The 25,395-nt window shown below is 39.1% G+C and carries 18 protein-coding genes and 2 pseudogenes; 7 read left to right on the forward strand and 13 right to left on the reverse strand.

What is annotated here, in order from left to right; translation table 11 throughout:
* Positions 1–53: 53 nt before the first annotated feature.
* The 3 genes and pseudogenes from ACFE90_RS17370 to ACFE90_RS17380 form a co-directional block, all read left to right on the forward strand.
* A pseudogene (locus ACFE90_RS17370) lies at positions 54–308 on the forward strand (HNH endonuclease); the annotation flags it as partial.
* Positions 309–670: 362 nt separating this feature from the next.
* Entirely contained in the window at positions 671–1,999 is a 1,329-nt protein-coding gene (locus ACFE90_RS17375; protein ID WP_375502623.1) for a hypothetical protein, read from the forward strand.
* Between the two features lie 161 nt (positions 2,000–2,160).
* On the forward strand, positions 2,161–2,496 hold the full coding sequence (locus tag ACFE90_RS17380) for a hypothetical protein (RefSeq protein ID WP_375502625.1): 336 nt from the start codon (positions 2,161–2,163) through the stop codon (positions 2,494–2,496).
* 225 nt (positions 2,497–2,721) lie between these two features.
* Here ACFE90_RS17380 and ACFE90_RS17385 read toward each other — a convergent pair whose 3' ends face one another.
* Positions 2,722–3,960: an AIPR family protein gene (locus ACFE90_RS17385; protein ID WP_375502627.1), complete on the reverse strand. Its 1,239-nt coding sequence runs from the start codon at positions 3,958–3,960 to the stop codon at positions 2,722–2,724.
* A gap of 690 nt (positions 3,961–4,650) precedes the next feature.
* Positions 4,651–4,743: pseudogene (locus ACFE90_RS17390) on the reverse strand (IS5/IS1182 family transposase); the annotation flags it as partial.
* Positions 4,744–4,807: 64 nt separating this feature from the next.
* Between ACFE90_RS17390 and ACFE90_RS17395 the strand changes: the two are divergent.
* Entirely contained in the window at positions 4,808–5,089 is a 282-nt protein-coding gene (locus ACFE90_RS17395; RefSeq protein ID WP_375502629.1) for a hypothetical protein, read from the forward strand.
* A gap of 27 nt (positions 5,090–5,116) precedes the next feature.
* Here ACFE90_RS17395 and ACFE90_RS17400 read toward each other — a convergent pair whose 3' ends face one another.
* The 10 genes from ACFE90_RS17400 to ACFE90_RS17445 all read right to left on the reverse strand — a co-directional run bounded on the left by ACFE90_RS17400 (position 5,117) and on the right by ACFE90_RS17445 (position 22,176).
* Positions 5,117–5,551, reverse strand: coding sequence for a hypothetical protein (locus ACFE90_RS17400; protein ID WP_375502631.1), 435 nt, complete (start codon positions 5,549–5,551; stop codon positions 5,117–5,119).
* A 247-nt stretch (positions 5,552–5,798) separates the two neighbouring features.
* Positions 5,799–6,971 (reverse strand): glycosyltransferase, encoded by a 1,173-nt coding sequence (locus tag ACFE90_RS17405; RefSeq protein ID WP_375502633.1) that lies wholly within the window; start codon positions 6,969–6,971, stop codon positions 5,799–5,801.
* Positions 6,972–7,434: 463 nt separating this feature from the next.
* Positions 7,435–9,042, reverse strand: coding sequence for a cyclic peptide export ABC transporter (locus ACFE90_RS17410; protein ID WP_375502635.1), 1,608 nt, complete (start codon positions 9,040–9,042; stop codon positions 7,435–7,437).
* 14 nt (positions 9,043–9,056) lie between these two features.
* Positions 9,057–13,298: an amino acid adenylation domain-containing protein gene (locus ACFE90_RS17415; protein ID WP_375502637.1), complete on the reverse strand. Its 4,242-nt coding sequence runs from the start codon at positions 13,296–13,298 to the stop codon at positions 9,057–9,059.
* Positions 13,295–16,642 carry an amino acid adenylation domain-containing protein gene (locus ACFE90_RS17420; RefSeq protein WP_375502639.1) on the reverse strand — a complete coding sequence of 1,116 codons (3,348 nt, stop codon included), beginning with the start codon at positions 16,640–16,642 and terminating at the stop codon, positions 13,295–13,297. Before ACFE90_RS17420 ends, ACFE90_RS17415 begins: the two co-directional genes overlap by 4 nt.
* Before the next feature lie 271 nt (positions 16,643–16,913).
* The gene (locus tag ACFE90_RS17425) at positions 16,914–18,044 is read right to left on the reverse strand and encodes a hypothetical protein (protein ID WP_375502641.1); all 1,131 of its coding nucleotides are present in this window, start codon (positions 18,042–18,044) and stop codon (positions 16,914–16,916) included.
* Positions 18,045–18,100: 56 nt separating this feature from the next.
* Entirely contained in the window at positions 18,101–18,343 is a 243-nt protein-coding gene (locus ACFE90_RS17430; RefSeq protein WP_375502643.1) for a phosphopantetheine-binding protein, read from the reverse strand.
* 164 nt (positions 18,344–18,507) lie between these two features.
* Positions 18,508–19,272 (reverse strand): hypothetical protein, encoded by a 765-nt coding sequence (locus ACFE90_RS17435; RefSeq protein WP_375502645.1) that lies wholly within the window; start codon positions 19,270–19,272, stop codon positions 18,508–18,510.
* Positions 19,273–19,307: 35 nt separating this feature from the next.
* The gene (locus tag ACFE90_RS17440; RefSeq protein ID WP_375502647.1) at positions 19,308–20,855 is read right to left on the reverse strand and encodes a class I adenylate-forming enzyme family protein; all 1,548 of its coding nucleotides are present in this window, start codon (positions 20,853–20,855) and stop codon (positions 19,308–19,310) included.
* Positions 20,856–21,003: 148 nt separating this feature from the next.
* Positions 21,004–22,176, reverse strand: a complete 1,173-nt coding sequence (locus ACFE90_RS17445; RefSeq protein WP_375502649.1) for a radical SAM protein — start codon at positions 22,174–22,176, stop codon at positions 21,004–21,006.
* Between the two features lie 938 nt (positions 22,177–23,114).
* On the opposite strand from ACFE90_RS17445, the gene ACFE90_RS17450 reads away from it, so the two are divergent.
* On the forward strand, positions 23,115–23,495 hold the full coding sequence (locus ACFE90_RS17450; protein ID WP_375502651.1) for a hypothetical protein: 381 nt from the start codon (positions 23,115–23,117) through the stop codon (positions 23,493–23,495).
* A gap of 104 nt (positions 23,496–23,599) precedes the next feature.
* Here the strand turns inward: ACFE90_RS17450 and ACFE90_RS17455 are convergent, their stop codons facing one another.
* Entirely contained in the window at positions 23,600–24,112 is a 513-nt protein-coding gene (locus ACFE90_RS17455) for a TetR/AcrR family transcriptional regulator C-terminal ligand-binding domain-containing protein (RefSeq protein ID WP_375502653.1), read from the reverse strand.
* 111 nt (positions 24,113–24,223) lie between these two features.
* Here ACFE90_RS17455 and ACFE90_RS17460 point away from each other — a divergent pair, with 111 nt between their 5' ends.
* A complete protein-coding gene (locus ACFE90_RS17460; protein ID WP_375502655.1) occupies positions 24,224–24,949 on the forward strand; it encodes an SDR family oxidoreductase in 726 nt (241 codons plus the stop codon).
* Between the two features lie 33 nt (positions 24,950–24,982).
* Complete coding sequence (locus ACFE90_RS17465) at positions 24,983–25,369, forward strand: hypothetical protein (protein WP_375502657.1); 387 nt, start codon at positions 24,983–24,985, stop codon at positions 25,367–25,369.
* Positions 25,370–25,395 lie beyond the last annotated feature (26 nt).

Raw genomic sequence — 25,395 nt, forward strand, 5'->3', positions numbered from 1 at the left:
ATTTTTAGCGATCGCTGGTTTTTGATCCTACCTCACCAAATCGCGTTGCTCCCGGGAATAAATCACCCTTTGACGGTGACTTAGTTTACTGGAGCAAACGCAACAGCAAACTATATGATGGCAGAACCTCAAAGCTATTACAGAAGCAAAACCATACGTGTGCTAAATGTGGGTTAAAAATGCTATCTGAAGAGAGAGTACATTTACATCACATCGATGGAAATCATGACAACTGGAAAGATAAGAATCTAACGGTTCTACACGAAAGTTGTCACGATTACATACACATGAGCAAAAAGGAAGAATAATCTTTTAGAAGTCCTGAGAGCGTGAACCCTTACTAATGGATTGGGACTGAAGGAAGAGGAAGCTAACCTTAAAGAATATCGGAAGCTGTATGCGTAGAAATACGCACGTACAGATTTAACTGAGAGGTGCGCTGGATAATACCAGCCATCGACTCAACCATTATCAAGCGGATCATCTTGCCAATACCGTTAAATTCCTAGAACGACACGAGGCAGAAGAATACGCCTTTCTTCATGCTGAGTTTGAAAATATTGGCCAGTATTTAACGCAAGTTGAGCCAGGAAAACGTTTTTATGCTTATCGCTTTCTGTTTGGCTGGTTTGGCAAGCTTAAGGGTCGTCAGCTACCCACTTATGAAAGTATGGCTCTCCATTTACAGGATGTGACAATTGACAGCCGACTGAATCGGTCGGAGGTAAATGCCATCGCACAGGCAAACGTCCAGTTACCACCGACTGTAGATATCAAGCAATTTCAATCACCACAGGTAGATATTGGGCAGACGAACCAAGCTGCTTCTCTTTCTAGATCGGCAGAGTTACAGTCATCAGCTGATGGGCTTGTACCAGACACTATAATTAATCTCCCTCTGACTAATAGGGCAAACGCACTGATCGCTGCTTTAACGAAAAGTGGTTTTCAAGTAGAAGACATGATGAGTTCTCAAGTCATTGCGATCGCTGGTACTCAACGAGGTGGCAAGGGAACCTTAGCAGCAATCTTAGCAACATTATCAACTGCACTTGACCCCGGATTGAACACCCAATACTTTACAGCCGGAGTGGACGTTTACCCCTTTGCTTGCAACTTGACCTCTGCCCTTAAGTACCCGGATATTGATGCGGATGGGGCTGATGAACTCGTCGCTCGTGATTTATTGAAATTTCTCAAGGGTTTAGATGGAAGCGAACCTTACTCCCATAAAAACTTACTGCTAGTAATTGATGAGGCGATGCGGTTGCTGTCATTGTTGGAGGAGAGCAACCGCACCTGGGCGATTCAATATTTACTTTCTCGCTTCGCTAAGTCTGGTGGTACATTAATTATCGTGCTGCATGGCTCCAACCTGACAAGCGTGGTCGGTAAAGCTACGGCTGGGCTGGCAGACACCTTTAAGCAATCGGTTAACTTTATTGGCTGTGTAGCTGTTGCGGTTAGCGCTGGTGGTCTACGTAAAATGAATGTTGCTAGTGGAGAATATTTCAAAGCCAACCCTAATAACTTTGGAGAACCTGTTAGTGGTGGCAATCTAGGCATGATTCCCGAATGGCTAAAGACCCATTTGCACCCAGGCAATGGGCAACCAGATCCAGCCAGAACATTACTTCAATTCTTCCCGGAATTAGTTCAACAGCATGAAAGGGCAGTCATACCCAGAGGGGAGAAAATTGCACCATCAGACGCCGTTAATCATCTGGAGTCCATTTTTTCAAAGCCTTATCAAGAAGTGGAATTTCTGGAAGTAGAAGAGAGTAGTATTTCTAAGGCTGATTTAGACCAAATTGTGGCAATTGTTGCGGCTACTGCTAGCCCTCCAACTTCTTTTGCTGCTATCAGAAACAGCCGCAAATGGGGCGAAGACAAAAAAAGTGTTCTTTACTTGAGGAATGCTTTGTCACAATTGATTGACAGTAACCGATTGTGCGGAAATGAAAAAGATGGTTTCAATGTAACGAATATTACTGGTTAATATTCGTTACACTGCCCGTTGAGTTCCGGTCAAGTTCCTGTCGAGTTCCGGTATTCTTACATCTTCAAATACTGTTGAAAAATAGAGTTTTTTTATTTCTCCAGTAAGATTTAATTTTTTCTAAACATTTTCTAAAATGTGGAAGCATGAGAAGTTTAAAAATGAGCAATAAATTAACCACAGCATTACAAAAATTAGCCATAAGTCCAGTTAAAGCAGACAGGATGGCTATTTGTAGATTGGAAAAAGAGTACGGCGCTTCTTTATCAGAAATCGTTGGTGAACTCGAAGATTATGCTATCGTTCACCAATCTATTCAAGACGAAAGAGCTAAACCCAGAAATCAGTTGATTATCGTTTGCTGTTATGGCTGTCTTTGGGGTGCAGTTATCGGAATTGCGACGTTGTTTATTAAGCCCGGTGTGACTGTAGCGGCGATTGGGTTGGGTTTTACGGCTGGAGTGTCTGGGAAATTGTTGGTTCAAAAAGGGGAATAAATCGAAGTAGGAGAAGATGGGTTTTAATTGTTTAGCTGAACTCTTGGATTCATTGGAGTAAATATGTCTTGGTCGAAATCTATTTCTCTTGGGGTATATGTAATGTATATACCCATTGGTAACGTCTGCCGTCGGCATCGCACTTTTTCGATTTGAAAAATTAGGCTATCACTTAAAAGCCATCGCCCATCCAAAACGAATCTCACGCATAGAAAACTTGTACTATTATTTCTTGCCTGCTTGCACACGCCCTTTTGTACCTTGTGTCACCTTCGGCTCTTCTTCTTGCTTACTGGAGTTAACCATTTTTACCAAGGAAGAATTCAGATAACTTTGTGCAGAGATATACAAACTTTCCCAAATTTCTTGATTGCGGCTGATTTTTGTACCTACTGTATTTCCTGCTGTTTTCTCTGATACCAAGTATTTGCGGAAATAATTAGTCCATAAGTGTTGGAGGAAATCTTCAGCGAATTCGTCAAATGGCAGAATCCATTTATAGTCCTTATCTATAAATACCCGATAGGACGCAATTATCGGTAGTGCCAAGTCAGTTGGCGCACCAAACCCAAAGGAGTATTTACTGTCAGGCAACAATGTAGTTTTACGTATATCTATTGATGCTAAATCGTTAGCACCCTTTCTTCTGGGGTTGCTGATATGTTCTTGAATGATTTGGTACAGTCTTTCCTCTATCCACAGAGCATGAGTCAAGAGAGGCAGTAAGGCGGTTAATTTTTCCCTTTCTGCGTCTGTAATGTTACTTGGAAGACTCATCCCTGCTGGGTGCAAGGTTCGTCTATTGCTGTCGGGATTGTATTTATTTCTATCGAGGCAATAAAGCAGCTTCAGCAAATGGGTGACATTGCACTGGGCATTTCTGGGAGCGCCGCTTTGGTTTTGGTAATAGGCAATGCGGAATTTTCTATCTTCTTGCTGTTCTAACTGGGCTAAATACTGCTTGATGAATTTGTAATCACCCCTGGCGTTGACTTTGGAGCGAGAATCTACTGGCGTTGTGGTATTTGAAGCCAGGGCTATGTCTAGTGCTGATTCTTCAGTCAGTCCGATGTGAATCGTAACTTTTACTCTGGCAACAGTTAGGTCATATTTGTAATTTTTAGCGAAATCGAAAGCTAAAACTGTATGCCCTCCGTTGATAATGCCGTCGCTTCCCCCCTCTGAGGCTTCTAAAACTTCTAACTCCAGTTCAGTTTTGTTCTTGCTAGGTTTAGCAATATTAGCTGACAGAACGATTCCACTGTGACGAGAGAAGAATTTTGCAGGTTCGGTGGTCAGTGAGTCGAAGATTTGTCTGTAAGTCGCGCTTTTGCGGTTCGGTTCCCGGATGTTCGGTTCTAGCGGCAGGTCTATCGGAAAGCTGTCTACATGGGCGGTGGCGATGATGCAATTAGGGTTGGCTTGAAAATAGTTATCTATTTTAATGTTCCAAGTCTTGGGCATAGTTTGTTTTGAGCCGAGAGTCAAATTTCATGTTAACCCTACTCTTGGGCTACAGATACCAAATTTCTCTGGAGGGACGAATAAAATATATTGAGATTGCCCAAGAGGAGTAGAGCAAATATACGTGTACTATAGTATAAAGAAAAACATTATATAGCCTACATTCCGCAGGTTGCTCAACAAAGTAGATAATATTTCTGGCAAGCACAACTAAGAAATTGTAGTATAAACTTTCGTTCATGAGTGAGGTTAGAAATAAGCTTGACCTCAGAAACGACAACTAGATGCACAGCTTGAAAACATTGAAAAATCCAACGGAGAGTGGGAGCTTGAGTAGGAAAACCACGTTGATTGGGAATAGTTTTATTTTCTTCCAAGAGATGGGAACGGAGTTGTCGCTGCCCAATAGTGTAAACAAGCAAACATAAAGCCATAATCATAGCTAAAGCGGCAACCCGCTTTGAAGACTTAACAAATACGCTAGAAGCGAAAAATTGGGTCTTTAAGAAATTTAAAGCCACGTTCAGAAACAGACTGCTTCTTATACTCTTGGAGAATATCTGTAGGAGTCCAAAGTTCTATATCGGTTAAATTAGTTGCGAGAATAAACCGTCCTGCTTTGTTTTGCGAAGTAGTAACAGCCTGAGTATTGAGAACTAAATTAGCTTCTTCAGTTTCTAAGGAGTTTTGGACCTTGACCATCTCCTCAAACGTATGTCGTTGCACTCCAACCAAACGTTTGAACTGCCGATTCGATAACTTTTTTGTGAGTTCGTATCGCATAATTAGATCGATTCAACGGACAAAACCCTCAATCATAACACAAAATAATTTTGCAAGAGGTCTATTGTCTGGGTCGATGCTGGTGAAAGATGGCAACCCCTTTATGCAGTGGGTGATGGATTTCTGCCGTTGGATTGTCCAGGTAGTTCTGCGATCTAAAGAGTGCAAGAAGTTTGTCTTGCTGCCCAAGCGCTGGGTAGTGGAGCGAACCAAAGGATGGCTGACTTGGTGTCGCCGATTAAACAAAGATTACGAGCTACTACCACCAAACGGCAGAGACATTTGTCTACCAAGACAAGATCCGGATTATGGTGAGACGATTGGCATAATATTTGACCCCTCATAACTTTTCAAACATCCTCTTAGCTCGACTTTATCCAAAATTAAGAACTTGGTTCTCTTGATATGGCAAAAACCCTAGCTTTTTGGCAAAAACTTTTTCTATGTCACTGATTCTCGGTGAAATCGAAAAAGTAAAACTACCGGACCGCAAAGGTTTGGGCGTCAGCTTGAGCGTTGTCAAAAAATGGATAAAGTCGAGCTTAGCTTTTGTGAGTTTTCGGGTTGAGCGGTTGGTAGTAGATGCTTTTGTCTCATTATTGTTTTTCCTGTGTTCGACTCCTTTATTTTCAGAAACACAAGAAAATTCTTCCTGAAAAGATAGCGATCGCTTTGCTACCCATTCACTCAATCGCAGTAGTTTCTCAGGTAAAAACTTCTCAACTCTTTGGGTTGTGAAAGCTTGTTGTGTCCATAGGTCAGTTTCCGTTGCAGGTAGAGATAAAAATCCTCCCAATAGACTTTCCACAGTTACTTTAGTCTCCTGCCCAACTTTACGAATTTGTAGTATTACAAGTCACTGACCATACAGTGGGTGTATGGGATTGGTGATGGTGACATAACTTCCCAAAAGAGACTTGAAGTTATGTGCAGTCTTATTATATTGTGCCCATCAACTCTACCCTACTGAAATTTAGGCTTCTGAGTAAATTTCTTACAAGACTTTACATCATGATAAATTATTGCACGTATCTTGTCTTTACCCGATAATTCATTTACAACCAGCTCTCGATTAAGTCGCAAGCTGTAATTAAGCCTTGTTCAGCTTTGATTTTTTCACCAACTGCAACAGATCGTCTTTTATAATCAGGTGTCAATACTTTCTTGTGTAAAATATTAGCTATTCCATCCACTGTTAGTTTCTGTGAGTCCATTGGAGCTCCCACTCTTAATTTCAGCAGCTGTAACGCATTATAAAATTGATCGTTGCCTAAGGGTTCCACTACCATTGGACAGCCATTACACAAAGAGCGTGCAATTGTTCCAACTCCGCCATGAGTAATCAGGGCAGCTGCATGGGAAAACAACCAATCTTGCGATATCAAACCATCTATAAACATGACATGATTTTTATCGATGTCTGATGGTAAATAGCTTTCATTGAAATTTGCCCAGCCTTGCTGAATAAGAATTCGGCGGTTTAATTTAGCCGCAGCGCGGACGTGAACTTCTACAAATTCTTGAGGATTTTCCACAGGCACACTGCTATATGAAAGCACTAAAGGTGCGGGTTCCCCTTCAACAAATTCCCTTAGCTCTTGACTAGGTTGCCAGCTGCTCCAATCTGGATCTTCATAAAACCAGAAACCTGTTTGATGTACTTGAGAATATTCTGGAAGTAACTTGCAAAAATAGGGACTAGCAGCAAAAATAAAACGGTTTAAATTTTTAGCATTTTGCAACCCATAGGGGGAAGCTTTTTGACGTTCATTTTCTGACCTAGGAAAGCAAAGATAAGACGGAGTAACACAAGAGCGAACCAAGCAAATATTTATCTTGTTTGTTATCATTTCTGCAACTTTGTATTGGAAAGGACAAGAAATTAACATATCTGCATCATTAGCTGCTTCTAACACAGAAGACATACTATCTATTGGATCATACGTAAATCCCTGACTCTTAATTTTAATTTCTCCTATATCTGGCGACTGCGTCCTCAGTCGTGTCCAGTGGTTCCATTCATGTGCATAACGTTGCACTTCTTGAGGCCCCATCTTTGGACGACCGACAGCAAATACTTGCAGTCCAGCTTTGAGAACATAAGGATGCATGGCTTCATTTACTGCCATACGTACTTGATGTCCTCTCTTTTTCAAGGCTTTTCCAAGTTCAATATAAGGCAAGTTGTCTCCCAATGTACCGTAACTTGTGATAACTATAGTATTCATAAGACTTGACAGAAATATTAACTTAGGAAAAGAAAAATGGTAGAATGCCTCAGGAATTACGCAACGGGCATAAAGTGAGGGCGAGCAGGCAGAGCAAATACCTCTGAACATGACTTGCATACGGGTATTATGGGGGATTTGCCCTTCAAGGTCTGTTGACAGACAGGCGATCGCCATGCGGCCATTTGATTAGACCAAACATATATGAACGTCTGGACGTTTTAATTGTTGAATTAAATAGTTAAAGAGTAAGTTGTGTTTGATTTGATAAACAGTTTGACCTGTTTGATAAGCTAGATGTTTCAATCTTAGCCAAATGAACATAGCACAAGCAATATGATTTCTCTGAATTTCCTGTTTCTCATTCGTAAAAAGCAAGTTGCAATATTTAAAAGAGCATTTAAGCAATATGATTTCTCTGAATTTCCTGTTTCTCATGAGGTTTTAAGCATTAATGCTTAAGCTAACTAAGATGTCCGTAATCCAACTTCAGAATGCGAGATGCTAAATGGAAATATTTATCATCATGACTGATAGCTAGCACGGCTTTGCCTTTGGCTTGAAGCATTGGTAAAATTTGTGTATAAAATATATCTTTAAACAGAGGATCTTGATTTGATGTCCATTCATCAAAGACATAGAAAGGGCGGTCTTCCAAATACGCGGTGAGTAAAGCCAAGCGCTTACGCTGTCCGCTAGACAAGGCAGTAGTAGAGAGTACCCCATCCTTAACTTTGACTTTATGATCTAGATGAAGTTGAACTAAATAGTCCTGTGCCTGCTTATCAAGTTCAGAAGTTTCTAATCCTAAAAGACTATCGAAGAGGTAAAAGTCAGAGAATACAACAGAAAAATGTTGCCGATACCAGTCTCTGTTTTGGTCGTTAATTGGCTGGCCATCTAAATACATCTCTCCAGTTTCAGGAATATAAAGACCAGTCAGGAGTTTAGCAAAAGTAGTTTTGCCGCTGCCGTTATCCCCAATTAAGAAAATTAGTTCTCCAGGAGAGAAACTAAGATTGATAGGACCAAGAGTGAAATTATTATCTTCCCGTTCACGGTAATAACAATGGGTAATATTAACTAGATTAAGATGCTTGAACGAAAGTTGGGAGTTAGGCTGGGTAATTAAATTTTCATCGCTAGTACTAGCTAACTGTAAACCTAGCGCTTCTATTTTTTGAAAAGCAATATTAGCACGGGATATGGCAGGTAGACTACCCATAATAGAGAAAAGCATCGATCTGATATAGAGAAGAGTGAGGATGTAACCAGTCAAGGTTTGAGTGTTGATCTTAACGAGCGTAGGTAAGACAAACAGCAACAAACCAGTAACAAAAAGCAACAGGAAACGCCCCCATGTATTTGTCAGCGAATAGAAAGCGCTCCAGACAAAAAAGCGTCTTTGTATAGAAGCGGCGGTCGGTCGAAGGATTTTGTTAAAGAAAGCTGTGCGACGGTGGCTGTGAAGTTTGAGTTCTTTAATTCCATCAGTCAGAGCGCGAAAATGGTCAAATAAAACACTAATCTCATCTCTAGCCAGTAGGAGGCTTTTTTCTCCTTTCTTGATTAAGATTTTATAAGAAATTCCCCCAAGGATAATCACACCAAGCGTAGCCAGAAACATGCTCCAGGAAAGCCAGCACAGGTAAGCCAAACAGACAGCCACAATTACGGTATCGGAGCAAAGAGGGAGAATTGGCAGCAAAGAGTTGCCGATTGCAGTCACATCATCGATGAGAATGGCTAAAAGTGGAGCGTTGCCAATTTCTTCTAGTTGACGTAACGGAGCATTGATAATTTGCCGACTCAGGTGCATCTGCAAATCGAAAACTGCTTGACGATAAAGATGCGATAACAGTAACTGAGAAGTAACAGCAGTCAGTAACGAGAACAGCGCCAGTCCAGCAAAGCTCCAACCTAACAACGATGTTACAACTCCAGAGAAATTTAAAGCTTTGTGAATAAGAGTGATCAAGCTAGCATTGCTCAGGCCACTGAGCAAACTAATAACTATTGCCAGAACAACAATACGAGGAGAATTACGTAGCAGAGAACGGATAAGATTCATGGGTGATCAACACCTTAGTTATTAGTCTGAGCCTGATTTAAACAATCTTTTAATTTTTCAGCCAGAACTTGTACGTGAGGTTCATTGAGGAGGAAATGGTGAGAACCAGGAACGTAGCGGATCTCTAATTTTCCTGCTACCAATTGACCCCAACCCAACTGCGGATCAAAATCAAAGCCCAGAGCTTCTATTCGCTGCGAATTAGTCGTCCGCAAGAGGAGTACTGGCCCTGGATAAAGTTGCATTGTATATTTGTCGCTAGCTTTTCTATTGTTCTCCATAATATATGTGTGTCTTAGGACACGAGGTAAAGGACGACCAATATCTAAGTAAAATTTGCAGACAATTTTTTGGAATTTTTCGAGGAGCAAATAACTCCATTGACTAGCCTTTTGCCAAATGTAGCTAGGCCCAAGTTTTAATAACTGATTCAAATGAAGCGGAACTCGTTTGAGAAATGGTAAGCGTTTAGTACAACTTGGACCAGAACTGTCAAACAGAATCAACAGAGCTACTTTTTGACCTTGACAGTGTAATTGCTGGGCCATCTCAAAAGCAACTGTACCTCCAAATGAATAACCTGCTAGAAAATAAGGTCCGTTGGGCTGGAGGGTTTGGATTTCTTTAAGATAGTCAGATGCCATATCTTCAATTCGGCTATGGGGAGGCTGTTTTCCATCTAATCCTCTGGCTTGTAACCCATAAACTGGGTGCTCTACACCAAGATAATGTGCTAATTCCCGGTAGGAGAGAACATCTCCGCCAAGACCATGAATACAGAACAGCGGTGGCTTGGAACCGTTCGGCTGAATTGCTATTAAGGACGACCAAGGCAACCATCCTGGTCGGCTTTTTTGACTAGTTAAGTTCTCATCTTCTAGGCGTAGAATATTAGCTAGTTTCTCTATTGTTGATTCTTGAAATAGCGTAGCCAGAGGTAGGTTTTTACCGAATGCCTTTTCTATCTGGGCAAACAGGCGCACAGCTAGTAATGAATGCCCTCCCAAATCAAAGAAGTTATCTTTGATACTGATAGGTTTTACACTTAAAATATTTTCCCAAATCTTTGTTAGACGAATTTCTAACTCATCTCTTGGAGCTACAAAAGTAGTTGCTGACTCTTGCTGGATTTGATCGGGTGTGGGTAAAGCTTGGCGGTCGATTTTGCCGTTGGGAGTTAGAGGTAAAGTGTTGAGGAAAACAAATGCATTAGGAACCATATATTCTGGTAGTTTCTGTTTTAAAAAACTACGCAGTTCGCCGCTCGTAAGTGCTTGTTGTTGTTGCTTTAAGACAATATAGGCGACTAGACGCTTGTCGCCTGATAAATCTTGTTTATCGTTAATCACACTTGTCTGGATATTAGGGTGTTGGTTGAGTAACGTTTCAATTTCTCCAGGTTCGATACGTACCCCTCTGATTTTAATTTGATCGTCTTGACGACCAAGAATTTCCACGGAGCCGTCAAGACGATAGCATCCGCGATCCCCTGTGTAGTAAATTAAATCTTGTTCGTCATCCCGAAAGGGATTTTTCCTAAATCGAGAAAAATTTTCTTCTTGGGCGTTAATATACCCATTCGTTCGGAAAGGAGTTCGCAGCACAATTTCGCCTAGTTCCCCAATTCCACATAGCCGATGATTCTCTCCTAAAATTAATGCTTGAGTTTCAGGCAAAGGGAAGCCGATTGGCTGAACGCTCGGTAATATATCGGCAGGCACATAGTAGTAGCACTTAGCTAAAGTAGTCTCTGTGGGGCCATAAAAATTGGCAATTTCCCCAGAGTCAGGGAAAGTAGAACGCCAGTGACGGACCAAGCTGTCTGTTAGTGGTTCACCAGCAAAGAATACCCAACGTAAACTTCGTAAACAGACTCCTGGCGGTACATTAATTAACCATGATTGTGCAAGTGTTGGCACAGTATGCAATAAAGAAATCTGCTGGCGTTCTAACCAGAGAAGAATACTCCCTGGTGTCAGGTTATCGGACTGTGAAGGCAAGCAAAGAGTGGCACCACTAGTTAAAGGTAGGAAGATATCTCTGAGGACCACATCAAACGAAAGTCCTGTCAACTGGGCAACGCGATCTTGCTGTTCCACAGTAAATGTTTGCCGCTGCCAAGATAGAAAGTGAGATAGTCCTTTGTGATATCCTAATACACCTTTAGGAATGCCTGTGGTGCCTGATGTAAAGAAAATATAAGCGGCATCCTCAGGGGATATGATCACAGGGGATGGAAAATTGGCAAGTTGAAAATCGCCTACTTTTGGTTTTCCAGTATCTGGGTCAATTGCAACAATTTCTAAAGATTCATCTATGCTTTGAGTTTGAGGCAGATTCACACCAACGTATAATATATGTTTGACTTTGGCTGTGCTAAGCATGAGATGCTGTCGCTGCTGAGGCAGATTCTCATCAAGAGTCAGTAACACCGAGCCACTCAGTAGCACACCCAACATACTGGCGATGAATCCAAAGCTCCGAGAACCAGACACAGCTACGACCTGACCTCTTTCAACTTGGTGATTTTGTAAAATCTGTACTGTTAGGTTGGCAGCTTCAACTAGTTCTTGATAAGACCAAGTGCGTGAACCTTGATTAATGGCTGGTTGGTGTGGTGTGCGGTTTGCCCTAGAGATAATTTGGGTCGTAACTGGTTGGTGCTGTGGTTGTGGCAGGGCAATTCTAGGATCAGGAAGTAAGGTTTGAGTTTTTGGTGTTACCAAAGAATAAGACTGAATCGAGCTATTTGGTGCAGTAATAATTTGCTCTAGCAGATATTTAAATTGCTCCAAAAAGCAGGTGATGCGTTCTGAAGAAAATAGAGTTTTTCGATATATGAGGTGTAAGTCCAGTTCATTTTCCTGTTCTTGCACATACAGAGTCATCATGAATTTTGACTCTGGTTCTCTCAAACTGGAGAAGGGAATAACACTAAGTCCAGGAAGTTCTAATGTTGTCTGTCGGGTATTTAAAACATTGAGCATCACATCAAAAAACGGATGTCTACTCAAAGACCGTTCTGGTTGTATTTCCTCTACCAGTTTCTCAAAAGGTAAGTCTTGGTGTGCATAAGCTCCCAAAGTTTTTTCCCGCACTCTGCTGAGTAGTTGCTCAAAAGTCAGGCTGCCAGACAAGTTAGTCCGTATTGCCAGTGAGTTCAAAAATAATCCAATCAGATCTTCTGTTTCTACCTGAGTGCGTCCAGCAATCGGAGTTCCTACAATAATATCTTCTTGAGAAGAATAGCGGGAAAGCAAAATCTTTAATGCCGCTAACAGAGTCATGAACAATGTAGCTCCTGATTTTTGTGAAAGACACTTGAGTGCCAAGACTAAGTTTTGCGGCAGATGCAGAGATTGGTATGCACCTTGGTAAGTTGGAACTGGTGCAGAGGGATAATCAGTAGATAATTGGAGAACGGGAAGATTACCACTTAATTGTTGTTTCCAGTAATCTAGTTGAGATTCCAAGACTTCGCCCTGTAGGTATTGACGCTGCCAGTGGGCAAAGTCAACATACTGGATGGGAAGTTTTGTTAATGGTGAAGGTTGACCAGTACAGAAAGCTGAGTATAGTGCTGCCAATTCCTGAAAGAATATACTGTAAGACCAGCGATCGTATACAATATGGTGCATTGTTAACAACAACACATGTTCAGTCACTGTCAGACGCAAGAGTTTGGCGCGAAACAATGGCCCATGCGTTAAGTCAAAGGGTTGTTGGGCTTCTTGACTAGCAAAGCGTTGCGCTTGTGCTTCTGTGTCGGCTTCTGGTAGGTTTTCTAGGTCGATTAATGATAATGTAAAAGTTAAATCTTTTAATACAACTTGGTTGGGTTGTCCATCCACAGATGGGAAGATGGTTCTGAGGATGGAGTGTCGTTGTCCAATTTCATTTATACTCTGTTTTAGAGCTGGAAAGTTAATGACACCAGTTAGCCGATATGCACCTTGCATATTATAGGCAGTACTGTCAGGTTCCAATTGATTGAGAAACCAGAGGCGTTGTTGAGGAAAGGAAAGGGGTAAATTGCCGTCCTGTATTGCTGGTGATATCGAAGAGTAATTGGGATTGACAGCAGTATTTGCTTGGTTGAGAAAGGCCAATATCTCTGCTTTACGCTCTCGCAATTCTTGCAGTAAGGTAGGTGTGAGTGTTTTTTCAGGAGCTTTGTAACGCAGGCGATCGCCTTGTGACCATACTCTGATATTTTGACTGCGTAGCTCAGATAAAAACTCATCAATAGTTTTCATAATTCGCCCTCTTCATAGTTACCCATTATGTCAACCTGCGACTGTTGTGTTACCCACTGAACTGTTTCAATGCGGTCTGCCAAAAGTGCTACAGTCGGTGCTTCAAATAAAGTACGTACGGGCAAGTCTATTCCGAAGAAGGCTCGTAAACGAGCAATCACCTGGGTGGCAAGTAGGGAGTGTCCTCCCAAAGTAAAGAAGTTGTCGTGGATGCCGATTTTTTCTAATTTTAAGAGACTCACCCAAATGTCGGCTATTTGCTGTTCAACTTCGGTGCGAGGTGCAACAAGAGTTTCTTCTAGTTTGGGTCTTGAAGAGTCCGGTGTTGGTAAGGCGTTACGGTCTATTTTCCCATTAGGTGTTAGGGGAAAAGTGTCTAGGAAAACAAACGCACTAGGCACCATGTACTCAGGCAATTTCTGCTTGAGAAAGCGATGGAATTCGTCTATGGTAGGTTTATGTTGTGGTTTAAGAACAATATAGGCAACTAGGCGTTTGTCACTTGACTCATCAACTCTAGCTGTGACGATTGTTTGCTGTACACTGGGGTGGTGCGCGATCGCAGTTTCAACTTCTCCAAGTTCTATCCGAAAACCGCGTATCTTAACTTGGTTGTCAAGACGACCGCAGAATTCAATGTTACCATCGCTCAAATAACGAGCTAAATCACCAGTTTTGTAAAGCTGATCACTGTTTATGTTAGTGAATGGATTAGTAATAAATCGCTCTTTAGTCAATTGATGATTATTCAAGTATCCTTTAGACAAGTAAGGAGTACGAACATATATTTCTCCTAGCTCTCCTATCCCGGCTAACTGCTGTGTAGCATTGAGAATTAGCAATTGAACATCTTCAATTCCTTTACCTAATGGCAGGTGATTTGTGATACTTGCTGAGTGAGCATCCTCAACCTTGTCTTCTTGATTAGGGATGATGAAATAACCCATTACCTGAGGAGTCTCAGTCGCCCCATAAAAATTAACACAGGTGGCTGTTGGCGCGATGGATTTGATTCTGGTGACATCATATCTAGTTAAGCAATCACCACTAAAAAAAACATAACGAAGCTGAGGAAGTTGAGTGATAGTTGATGTTGTTTCAGTTATAATTTGTCCCATTGCTGGTGTCAAATGAGCAATGCTAACTTTTTGTTGCTGCATCCAAACAGCTAACTCACCGCCTGTTTCAATATTTTGTTGCTCAGGGATACATAAGGTCGCTCCCAACCATAGCGGTGTGAAGATATCCCGTAGTAAAGGGTCATGGGAAAGTCCCGAAAGTAAAGTAAACCGATCTGATTGATTCAACCCAAAAGTCTGACAATGCCATTGGAAAAAATGGGACAGAGGTCTGTGAGTGCCGAGAATTGCTTGCGGCTTGCCTGTGGAACCAGAGGTAAAGGCAACATAAGCCAAATTGTCTGGATCAATTTCTATTTCTGGATTTTTAGTTGAGTAAGTCGTTAGGATTAAGGACTGAGGAAGTTGAAGGTAACAATGAAATGATGAAGTAGTTACAAACTCTTTCAAAGCATTTGGTATTTCTCCGACATCTGTGATTTCCAACCAACCACGAGGCGATACAACACTTAAACAATCAATCAAGCGGTTTTCTGGATAAGCAGGATCTAAAATCACAAAAGCTGCACCTGCTTTGAGAATGCCAAGTACAGCTACCACCAGCCACCCACTACGCTGACCATAAATAGCCACAACATCATCTTTATCTATGCCATTTTCTAGTAAATAGTTAGCAATTTGATTTGTATGTTCTTCAAGTTCTGCATAACTCCAAATCTTTTGTGTATCTACAACTGCTAAATTTTGCGGAACTTTTCTAGCCTGCTGAGTAAAGCGTGTATGGACAGCAATTGACCATTCAGAATTTCGTGTCTGAGTTGGCGAAGGTAAAACTAATTTTGCTTTAGTAGTTACTAAAGAATAGTTGGTAATTTTTTCTTCTGAATTTTCGCTAATTTGCTCCAGTAAATGCTTATACTGAGCCAACATTTCTAGCATGAATTCTGATTTAAATAGCGCAGTTCTATATACTAATTGCAGAAAAATTTTATTGTAATTCTCTTCAATATAAAGTGTAAAATCAAATTTATAACTAGTTATTAAAGCAGGGATATACTCTACTTTTAGCTTTGATAATTCAAATCTACTTTCCGTAAAATTTAGCATATTAAACCACACTTGAAATATAGGTGTGTGGCTTAAAGAACGTTCTGGGTGTAATTCCTCTACCAATTTATCAAAGGGGAAGCTTTGATGAGTATAGGCTCCTAAAGCAACCTGTTGCACCCGATGCAATAATTCTCGAAAACTCGGATTTCCTGATAGGTCAATGCGTAAGGCCAAAGTATTGGTAAAAAAACCAATTAGAGACTTAATTTCGCTGCGGTTGCGGTTGGCGATGGGAGAGCCGACAACAATATCTTCTTGCCCACTGTAACGCGACAGTAAAGTAGCAAAAGCCGCCAGCAAAGTCATAAACAGAGTCACCCCTGATTGTTGACTTAAGGTTTTGATCTGATTAGTGAGGTGAGGATTAAAATCAAATTGTTGCTTACTACTTTGAAAACTTTGTCGTGCAGGACGCGAGCGATTGCTAGAGAGTTCCAATAATGGCGGAATCCCCGCCAACTGTTGCTTCCAGTAATTGAGTTGATTTGCTAACACTTCCCCACTCAACCATTGACGCTGCCAGTGGGCAAAGTCAACATACTGGATGGGAAGTGGAGGAAGTGGTGAAGGTTCGCCATATAAGAATGCTTTGTAAAGTGTTGCTAATTCCTGTAGGAACAACCCTAGAGACCATTGGTCAAAAATAATATGGTGGATGTTCAAGTGCAATACATGGGAATCTTTAGCTAGACGAAGGAGTTGGAAGTCCCACAAAGGCCCTTTAGCTAAGTCAAACGGCTGCTGAGTCTGCTGTGCAACGTATCTCTGCGCTTCTGCTTCCCGTTGCTGCAAAGGAATTTCTTCAAAGTTGATAATAGGTAATTTCCAAGCGACTTTCTCAGCAATCACCTGTCTAGGCTGCCCATCTACTACCAGAAAAGTAGTTCGCAAGACTTCATGACGGTTGACAATTGCAACTATGCTTTGCTCTAGTACAGTTACATTGAGTAAACCAGTCAACTGAAAAGCTGTTGACATATTATATGCAACTGTGCAAGGTTCAAGTTGAGCGAGAAACCACAACCTCTGCTGAGCAAAAGAAAGTGGTAAATCTTCCCCTCGATCAATCGGCACCATCAACAGCCCGTTTCGAGATAAACTCAAAACAGACCGAACTGCATTCCAAAGCTCTTTTTTACCTTCTTTCTCATGCATTTTATTTGTATAAAATATTGGTACTTTACAAACATCCTCTTAGCTCGACTTTATCCAAAATTAAGAACTCGGTTTTCTTTATCCGGCAAAAACCCTGGCTTTTTAGCAAATACTTTTTCCAAGTCACAGATTATCGATGAAGTTGAAAAAGTAAAACTACCGTCCCACATAGGTTTCAGTGATAGCGTTCACATTGCAAAAAAAATGGATAAAGTCGAGCTTAGAATTGAGCTAAATTCATAAATTAAATAAAACCTAAATTTGCTATTTTTTAAAGAGCAAATTTAATGGAAATTTTGTTATTCTTAACAAAAGATTTAGCATAATTATCTGTATAATTAATTGTTTTTTTATCTCGATTTAAAATATTTTTGTGCAACTTTTCTAAAATTGAAATATCATAATCCATTGCTTTCCATTGATTATAGCTGATTCCATATCCTAAATATTCCCAGATATCAGCATTATTTTTTTCAGCATAACCATAAGGTTCTAAAAGAATAATAGGAGTAGCTGAAGCCAATGAATCAATGAGAGTTCCACCACCTGGTTTGCTAATTATAGCTTGGCTTTGACTGATAACATCATACAATTCATGATATTCTTCACGGTTTTGAAAAGAGGTTTCATCCTTTACCTCTCTAAAAGGCGGAAATTCATAATCATCGCTATTATTTTTATGCCAAGGAAACCAATTAGGTGATACCATAAAGTATCGATTCTTCGGTTTTCTCAAAGTAGTTTCTGAAACATCATAAACTACTATATCTAATTCAAATCCTCTATTTTCCAAGTCAGGTATTTTACTATCGTATGTACCAATACCCCATCCACCACCATGTATAACAAAACGATTGTTTCTTTCTTGATATGGAATAGAAGGTTTATTAGTTACAGGAATTTCGTAAATTAATCTTTTTTGCTCCCAGTTCCACAGCCAAATTTCATTATCATTAAATTGGCTATTTGTATAAACTTTGAAAGATGCAGAAATATCAGCATCAATTCGACAAATATCAACATTTAATTTTTGGGGTACTACTCGATTTCTATATTCCTCCAAGATAGGCATCCAAAAGCCAGACCACACAATAAAATCAAGTCGATTTTCTGTCTGCCAAGTTGTTAAAAGACTATTAATAAGTTCTGGCTCTAGGCTAAATTGGATATCTCTAATCATTCTATGCGCCATGAGAGCCATAGAAAAGTTTTGATGATAAACTTGCTTGTGTTTTTTTAATTTTTCTCGGCTTTCAGCAGTATAAAAACTTTCTAAAACGACAACTTCTGTTTTTAGGTGATGTTTTTTTAGCTGATAATTAACCAGCAAGGCTGGAATATAAACTCCCAATGCCACACCAGATCCAAGAATTGTAATAGTAGTTTGTTCGGAATTAGGCATATTATTATCTCTGCTGAAAATCTTGTGTGTATCGGAATTAAATTTATGGCAATTAGCTAATTGTTCTTCATTCCTGTTAAAAATTTGCCAAACTTTTCAATTGATTGGAAATCAGAGAAATCTAAGTTTTCAAAGTTAATCTCTATAGCAAGCTGACTTTCTAGCTCTAGCATAAATTGCATCATCTCTAGAGAATCTAGCCCCACATCCTCAATGATATTAGCCGAATCTGCTAAACTTTGGGATAACCCAGGAACCCCTTTTACTTGCTCCAAAATATTTTTGATTTCTTGCAGCATAATTGTTGTTCTTTACTTTGATATATTTTATGAAAAAAAGTTAGGTTTAAAACCTCGCCCCTTGTGGGCGAAAGAATCATTGTTTCTCAAGGTAGGTAGAAACCCCACCCCTTGTGGGTGGCTTGATTTAATTGCGAATTGCGAATTGCGAATTGCGAATTGGTTCATCTATCTTTCTTAATTGCCATCCCAATTCCCATGTAAGGGCCAAGCCCTTCATACTGATCTATATATTCATAGCAAGTATATTCGGGTAACAACTTAACTTCATTCCATACTATTTCTACATCAGGGAAATCAATATTTAAAATATCATGAAAAACTACAATATTCGCTTTATCCTTGACAGACATAAATTCATTTCTACATTCAACCTCCTCATGATTCGCATCAATTAGTACTAAATCAAATTTTTGATATTCATCCAAAAATTCTTGAAATTGTTTGCTCTGAGTATTTAATTTAAAGAAATCAACTTTAGGATTAATCTTTTTATATTCAGCCATAGATGAACATGGTAATATGTCTATCCCAACTGCAAATTCTAATGGGTGAAACTTTTCTAAATATTCTACAGTTGTTACAAATGTTCCCCCATGACGAATTCCTACTTCTAGATAAGAGGTAATTTTTATTTTAGCTAAATCAGCTAGATATTTACTAAATTGAATAGGATACTGCCATATACGTAGCCCATGTCCACAATAAGAATGTAAACTTTCAGGAAATTCTTGTAAACCATCATCATTTAATCCTAGTTCTAGTATTAGTGATTTTATATTATCGGCACTAGATAGATATTCTAAATTTTTTTCCCGAATTAATTTAACTCTGTCTAGGTCAATAGATACTGGATGTAATCTTTTTAGTTTTCTCCAGCCTTTTTCTAACGTTTTTAGTGTCGTTAAGTCTAATCGATTAGAATTCATTTTTGCCTATATTTTATATTCAATTATTAAATACTTTATTGATGCAGTAGTCGTAATTCTTTATAGCTTATTTTCCCGGTTTGAGTTTTTGGTAAAATTTCCAAAATCTCAATATATTTAGGGATCATGTGTTTTTCCAAATGTAAAGCACAGTACTCACGAATATCATTTTCAGTTAAACTAGCACCATCTTTTAAAACTAAACATATTTTAATGATATATCCTAAAATTTCATGCTCTAATGCAAATACTGCTACTTCATTAACCTCTTCTATCTCGTACAAAATATTCTCGATTTCCTTGGTACTAACTCGCTCACCTCCAATTTTAATTACATCATCTTTCCGTGCCACGAAATAAAGATATCCTTCTTCATCCATTCTGAATAAGTCTCCTGTTCGTAAACTTTTTTCACCTGGATATATGCCTAGTTGTAAAAATTTGGCTGTTTCTTCGGGAAGGTTCCAGTATCCTTGCATTACATGGGAACCTCTAACTATTAGTTCTCCTATTTGTCCTGATTGGCTAATTTTATCACCATGTTGATTAACAATATATACCTCAGTATTAGGAATAGCTTTACCTACTGAAGTTGGTCTATTTAATAATTGTTCTGGCGGAAGATAAGATACTCTCTTACATTCCGTTAGCCCATACATAGAATAAATTTTAGCTTGAGGACATAATTTACTTAGTTCTAATATATGTTTTAAAGGCAATGATTGTCCGGTACTAGTGATATATCTGATTGGAGAAAAATTATATTTATCTAAGTTTTTAAACTGCAAAAGTATAGCAATAACTGTGGGGACAAGGGGTAATCCAGTTATTTTTTGTGTATTTATTAATTTAATAATTTGAAATGGATAAATAAATGTTTTTTCTAAAACTACTGTTCCTCCAAATTTGAAGGGCATTAATATATTATAAAGTCCGTAATCAAAAGATAAAGGCAAGCAATTAAGAATTATATCTTCAGCAGTATTTTCTAAATATTCAATAATAGAATTAGCCGCCGTCACCATATTTAGATGAGTTAGCATAACTCCTTTCGGGTTTCCGGTAGAACCAGAAGTATAAATCAAGCTACATAAATCAATATCAATACAAGTAATATTCGGTCTTTCAATAGAACATTGACTGATTAGGTTCCAAAATGAATAAATAGTTACTTGTTCAACTTTAGATACAATTTCTTGATTTGCATCGGTAATAAGTAGAGATTTTAGAGATGAAGAAATACCTTTGTAATTTAAAAGTAGTTGAGTATCAGTAATTAAAAATTTAACTTGACAATCTTCTAAAATATACTGTAATTTTTTCAGTTTAGTCTGGGGATTAATTATTAAAAATATTCCTCCTGCCTTGAGTATGCCAAAAATAGAAATTACTGACTCGATTGAATTTTCTAAATATATCGCCACCCGCTCTTGTTTATGTAATCCTAGTTCGAGCAAAGCATTACCAAGAGAGTTGGCAAAATTTTCAACCTTAATATATGTTAATTTTTTGTCTTGAAAAATTAGTGCATCCTGATTAGGGCTTCTCTCTGCAGTTTTCTCCAAAAAGCTATTTACCAGCATAATATGGCTCAGACTGTCATAATTTGAAATTTTGTAAAAATTTGAAATGTCAACAAATAAGCAAAAGCCTATTTAGGCTAAAAATGCATGAGCTATTAGTTATCAAACTACTAGCTCAAAGATTTTTTTGCTTGACTTACAACTTCTCTCAGATCCCACGAGAATATAAAAGGCTGCACTTTGAACATATAGGCATTAAACCACACTGCTCTATGGTTTCTCTAACCTTTGTAAATTTCTCGCCATGCCAGACATCAGAGACAGTATCATTTTTCAGATCCCCAACTGAAAATTCTGGGAAAAATTTACAAGATATTACCTCGCTATTGGGGAAAACATCCATACGAGTTTTAATGGCTAAACATTTTGTTTTATTTTGAGCAGGTTTGTCACTACCTAAAATAAATTCTTTTATATCATCGATATCTAATGCAGGGTTATAGCGAAGTTTGATTTTCCAGGTTCTTTCATTTACTCGATTAAGCTCTGCAATTAATTGTTCAACTTTTTCAGGATTCAACCCATATTTATATGCATACCAGCTAGGTCTGGTATTATTCTCACTGCATAGCCAGTTAAAATTATTTACATAATACTTATCCATCTTAGCGGAAGTTTCATTGGATAAATACCAAAGGAAACTTAAATAAACTGTATCAACACCTTTAGCTTCCCAAAATTCCATATATTTGTACAAATTGTTAACCATGTTCTCGGTGATTACACAGTTGAGTGAAATTTCTCCTTTATATTCTTTGGCTTTTTTCTTTTCTAACAATAGGTCTATTCCTTGCATTGTTCTTTCGTAAGTACCTTTTCCTCTAATTGCATCATGCTCATCCTTAAATCCTTCAACAGCTATAAATAATTCTAGATGTTTAGATATTTTGAGGATAGATGTCAATTTCTTCTCAATCAAAATACCGTTTGTACAAATAGATGTCCATCGTGGATCTCTTTCTAGCAAAGCAACTAATTTATCCCAGTCGCCATACACCAGAGGTTCACCACCCCATAAAAAAATATTTGATTTTAGCTCTTGTGTCGCTGCAAACACTTTCTCGATAATAGAAAAATCTAAATCTCGATTTTGTTCAGTTTTATCAAGATCATGATGGTGGCCATCTTCATTCCATTGATAACAATGCTGACAGCGGAGATTACAGCGATTGGTTAATTTGAAAGCAACTTCCTCTGGTAAGCTTCTTACATAGTATTCATTGCTTAACTCCTCTCTTTTAGATCCCAAAAAAGTAGGCATAATTCTTTTCATCTTTTCAAAAGCAATTTGATCAAACTTTATATCTGATTTTGGATTCATAGTAATGATTCCTTAATTATGTATGTTTACAACAGTCACAGATAAAATGCACTTGTTAACAAAGGAAAAGCTTGTTTTATCGCCTCGGACTTAGCTTTTAGTTATGTGATCATTACCCAAGAAAACTCAAATCCTGAAATCGGATCAAAAGTCAATACAATTATATATTCATCACAGTTACCATTTTTGTTGGAGATTGCCGAAGATTTTTAAGTTTTTGATAACACAAAGGAATCAGTAACCCGGAGTCAGCATAAATCTCTTAATAATTGCATTCTAACTTCTGAATTCTGACTTCGGAATTCTTACATAGCATTACCCCCAGTACTACAAAATCAGGAGATAACCATGAAACCAGCTTATTTAAATTAATTTTTTGAGTGTTTTATTTTAATTACTGATTTTTTATCACTATTACCAAGTCAAGTCAACTACTTTACCCAATATTCAATATGTGATTTTTTCTAACATATAATAGGTTTAAATATATGTATAAATATTTATAAACGAAAATTTATCCTTCGCAGAGATGTATTTTGTTCGCTTATTTAAAATTCGATATCTTGTGAAATTTTGTTTCATTCTTGACAAAAACGCAATTTTTTCTTCTAGCAGAAATAATTTTGTGATACATGATTGATTGAAAAATACATAATATAATTTTATATGTAAGCTGAGGATATTTATGGCCAAGCAACAATTAAGTTCATACAAGCTTTATATAATGCTGTAGCTTTTTTTCCACAGCCGTTAAGTACGGGCACTTCAGTTCTCCCAAGTGGTTCTAGAGTCCCAAGGGTTTAACTTGCTGTTCGCTTTATTGGCAGAATTTGGGAACCATTGGTTCCTAATCTTGCTTTCACTCTTTCAAAGGACACCTATGCATCATCTCCAGGGCGAACGCACGGCATTCCTGAAACTCCTGCAGGACAAGGATCTTGATAAAAAATAGCTTAAGCAATGAAGCGCCAAAAGCCTTGCTATTAAAGGATTCTTATACTTTAGATGCGTTTGCCCTGCCTGCCCCCTTGCCTTCTTCATCGCCGTCCACACCCACCTTTAATGAAAGTGGAGATAATAATTGGGGGGGTATGGACATAGATGAACAACTCAGTGATTCTTGGTGGGAGCGGGTTAAATATTACGCTCAGTTAGCAATAGAACGTGTAGAGAATGGGGTTGATGCAGTTAAAGAGTTACTCAGTACACTAACGAGCGATGAGCGGTGGGGCGTGATATTGGAGTTTGAAAAGGTAGAACCGCAGAAGTTTGGCCAGATGATTGCAGATGTCCACGATTGGGTGCAGTGGATGGGATAAGTTGTTGCATTGCTATGAAACGCTAGCTATCTTGAAAATTATTAGCTACTACTTTCTTCAAGTTACGATGGTTGAATCTTTACAAGGCTCTCTATTACTGATACCTAAAATTCATCTGGTTTAAGGGCTTTGAGCGCCCACATAGGTAGTTGATTTGCGAATTCCCAATCAAGGGGTAAGTGTCCTATTAAAAGCCGAAAATAAATCGGCCCGTAAAGAATATCGATCGCTACTTCTGGATCGAGATTGGGGTTAAACTCACCGCTTTTTATGCCCTGCTCAATGATAGCCTTAACCGCTGCACGGCGTGGATAAATAAAACGCTCGCGGTAATTAGCTAGAGCATCTGGATCGGACTGTCCCTCAGCAATAATTTGTGACACGATTCGGCCATATTCCCCAGAGAACGCTTGTACCAGAGAAGCCATTTGTACTTTTATTGCTTCTGTTGCCGATAAGCCTTCCCTAAAAGGCGTGACGGACAGCACGTTTTGTGCAAACGCATCCATGACAACTGCTACTTTATTAGGCCACCAACGGTAAATAGTTGTTTTGCCTACACCCGACTCACGAGCGATCGCCTCAATGGACAAATCTTTAAGTTTATTTGATGACATATTTCCTCATGCCTTATCTGACAAAGGCATTCCATAAATGGCTGTTTAAACCCTAAAAGAAATTAATCTCAGTAACAATTTGAGAGTGAATCTGCGTGGAGGACTTCAATTATGACTGAATCTTTAGTCAATCAAAATGTTGTAATTATTGGTGGGAGTTCGGGAATTGGACTAGCGGTTGCAAAACTAGTTGCTCATCAGGGTGCCAAGGTCACGATTGCCAGCCGATCTACTGAACGTTTAGAAAAAGCTGCAAAGGATATTGAAGGTGATATTCACTTTGGCATAGTTAATACGCTGGACGAAAACTCAGTCAAAGAATTTTTTGCGAATTTCGACCAGATAGATCATGTGCTTTGCTTTGCTGGTGACAGTATGGGGGGTGGTGTTCTTAATAGTGACATTGCAACAGCGCAAAATGCTATGCAAAGCAAGTTTTGGGGACAATTTTACGTAGGACGTTATGGCGGTCTCAAAATTAAGCCGACTGGCTCGCTGACGTTTACATCTGGCTCTGGACCAAGACCGCATCAAGCGATATCAACGGTTGCTGCTAATGCTGGTGTGAGCTTGCTAGCTGAATCCCTAGCCAAAGAACTAGCACCTGTGCGTGTCAATGTCGTTGCACCTTACTACACCGATACACCCATGTGGTCAGAAATGGCAACAGACGCACGTAAGGAATTGTTTGCAAGGCTGGCAAAACAGTTGCCGATTGGTTTTATTGCCAAAGCAGAAGATGTTGCGCCGACTTACTTGCATATTTTACAAAGCACTTATCTGACTGGAATTACCATTCCAGTGAATGGTGGTGCCTTACTACAAACAATCGAATAAGCCAAATTATTTAGTTTAAATAGGTATACCACAATGACCACGCTAATTACTGAACAAATAGAGAATCTAGAGGATCGCCAACAAGTTCAGCAGCTTACTCAACAGTGGGTAAAGCTGTGGAGTCCTAAAGACCAGCAATTTGGAGACGGCTTTGAGCAAATTTTTGCCACAGGCGACAACGACATTTTAGTATTTGATAATTTTGATAGCTCAGTCGTTGTTCTCCACAGTTTGCAAGAATATTTAAACACTTGGGTACGAGTCATGCAGCAGTTTACCTTCTGGGAGATTGCAATTGAGGACAACTTGGAGATTTCCATTGATGGCGATCTAGCGGTTACAACTTTTTCCTTCGCTGGCGGTGGACAGCATAAAGATGGACACAATTACAAACGGGAGCAACGCGATTTGGTGAGGTAGGATCAAAAACCAGCGATCGCTAACAA

The sequence above is a fragment of the uncultured Nostoc sp. genome (assembly GCF_964245445.1).
Taxonomy (GTDB): Bacteria; Cyanobacteriota; Cyanobacteriia; order Cyanobacteriales; family Nostocaceae; genus Nostoc.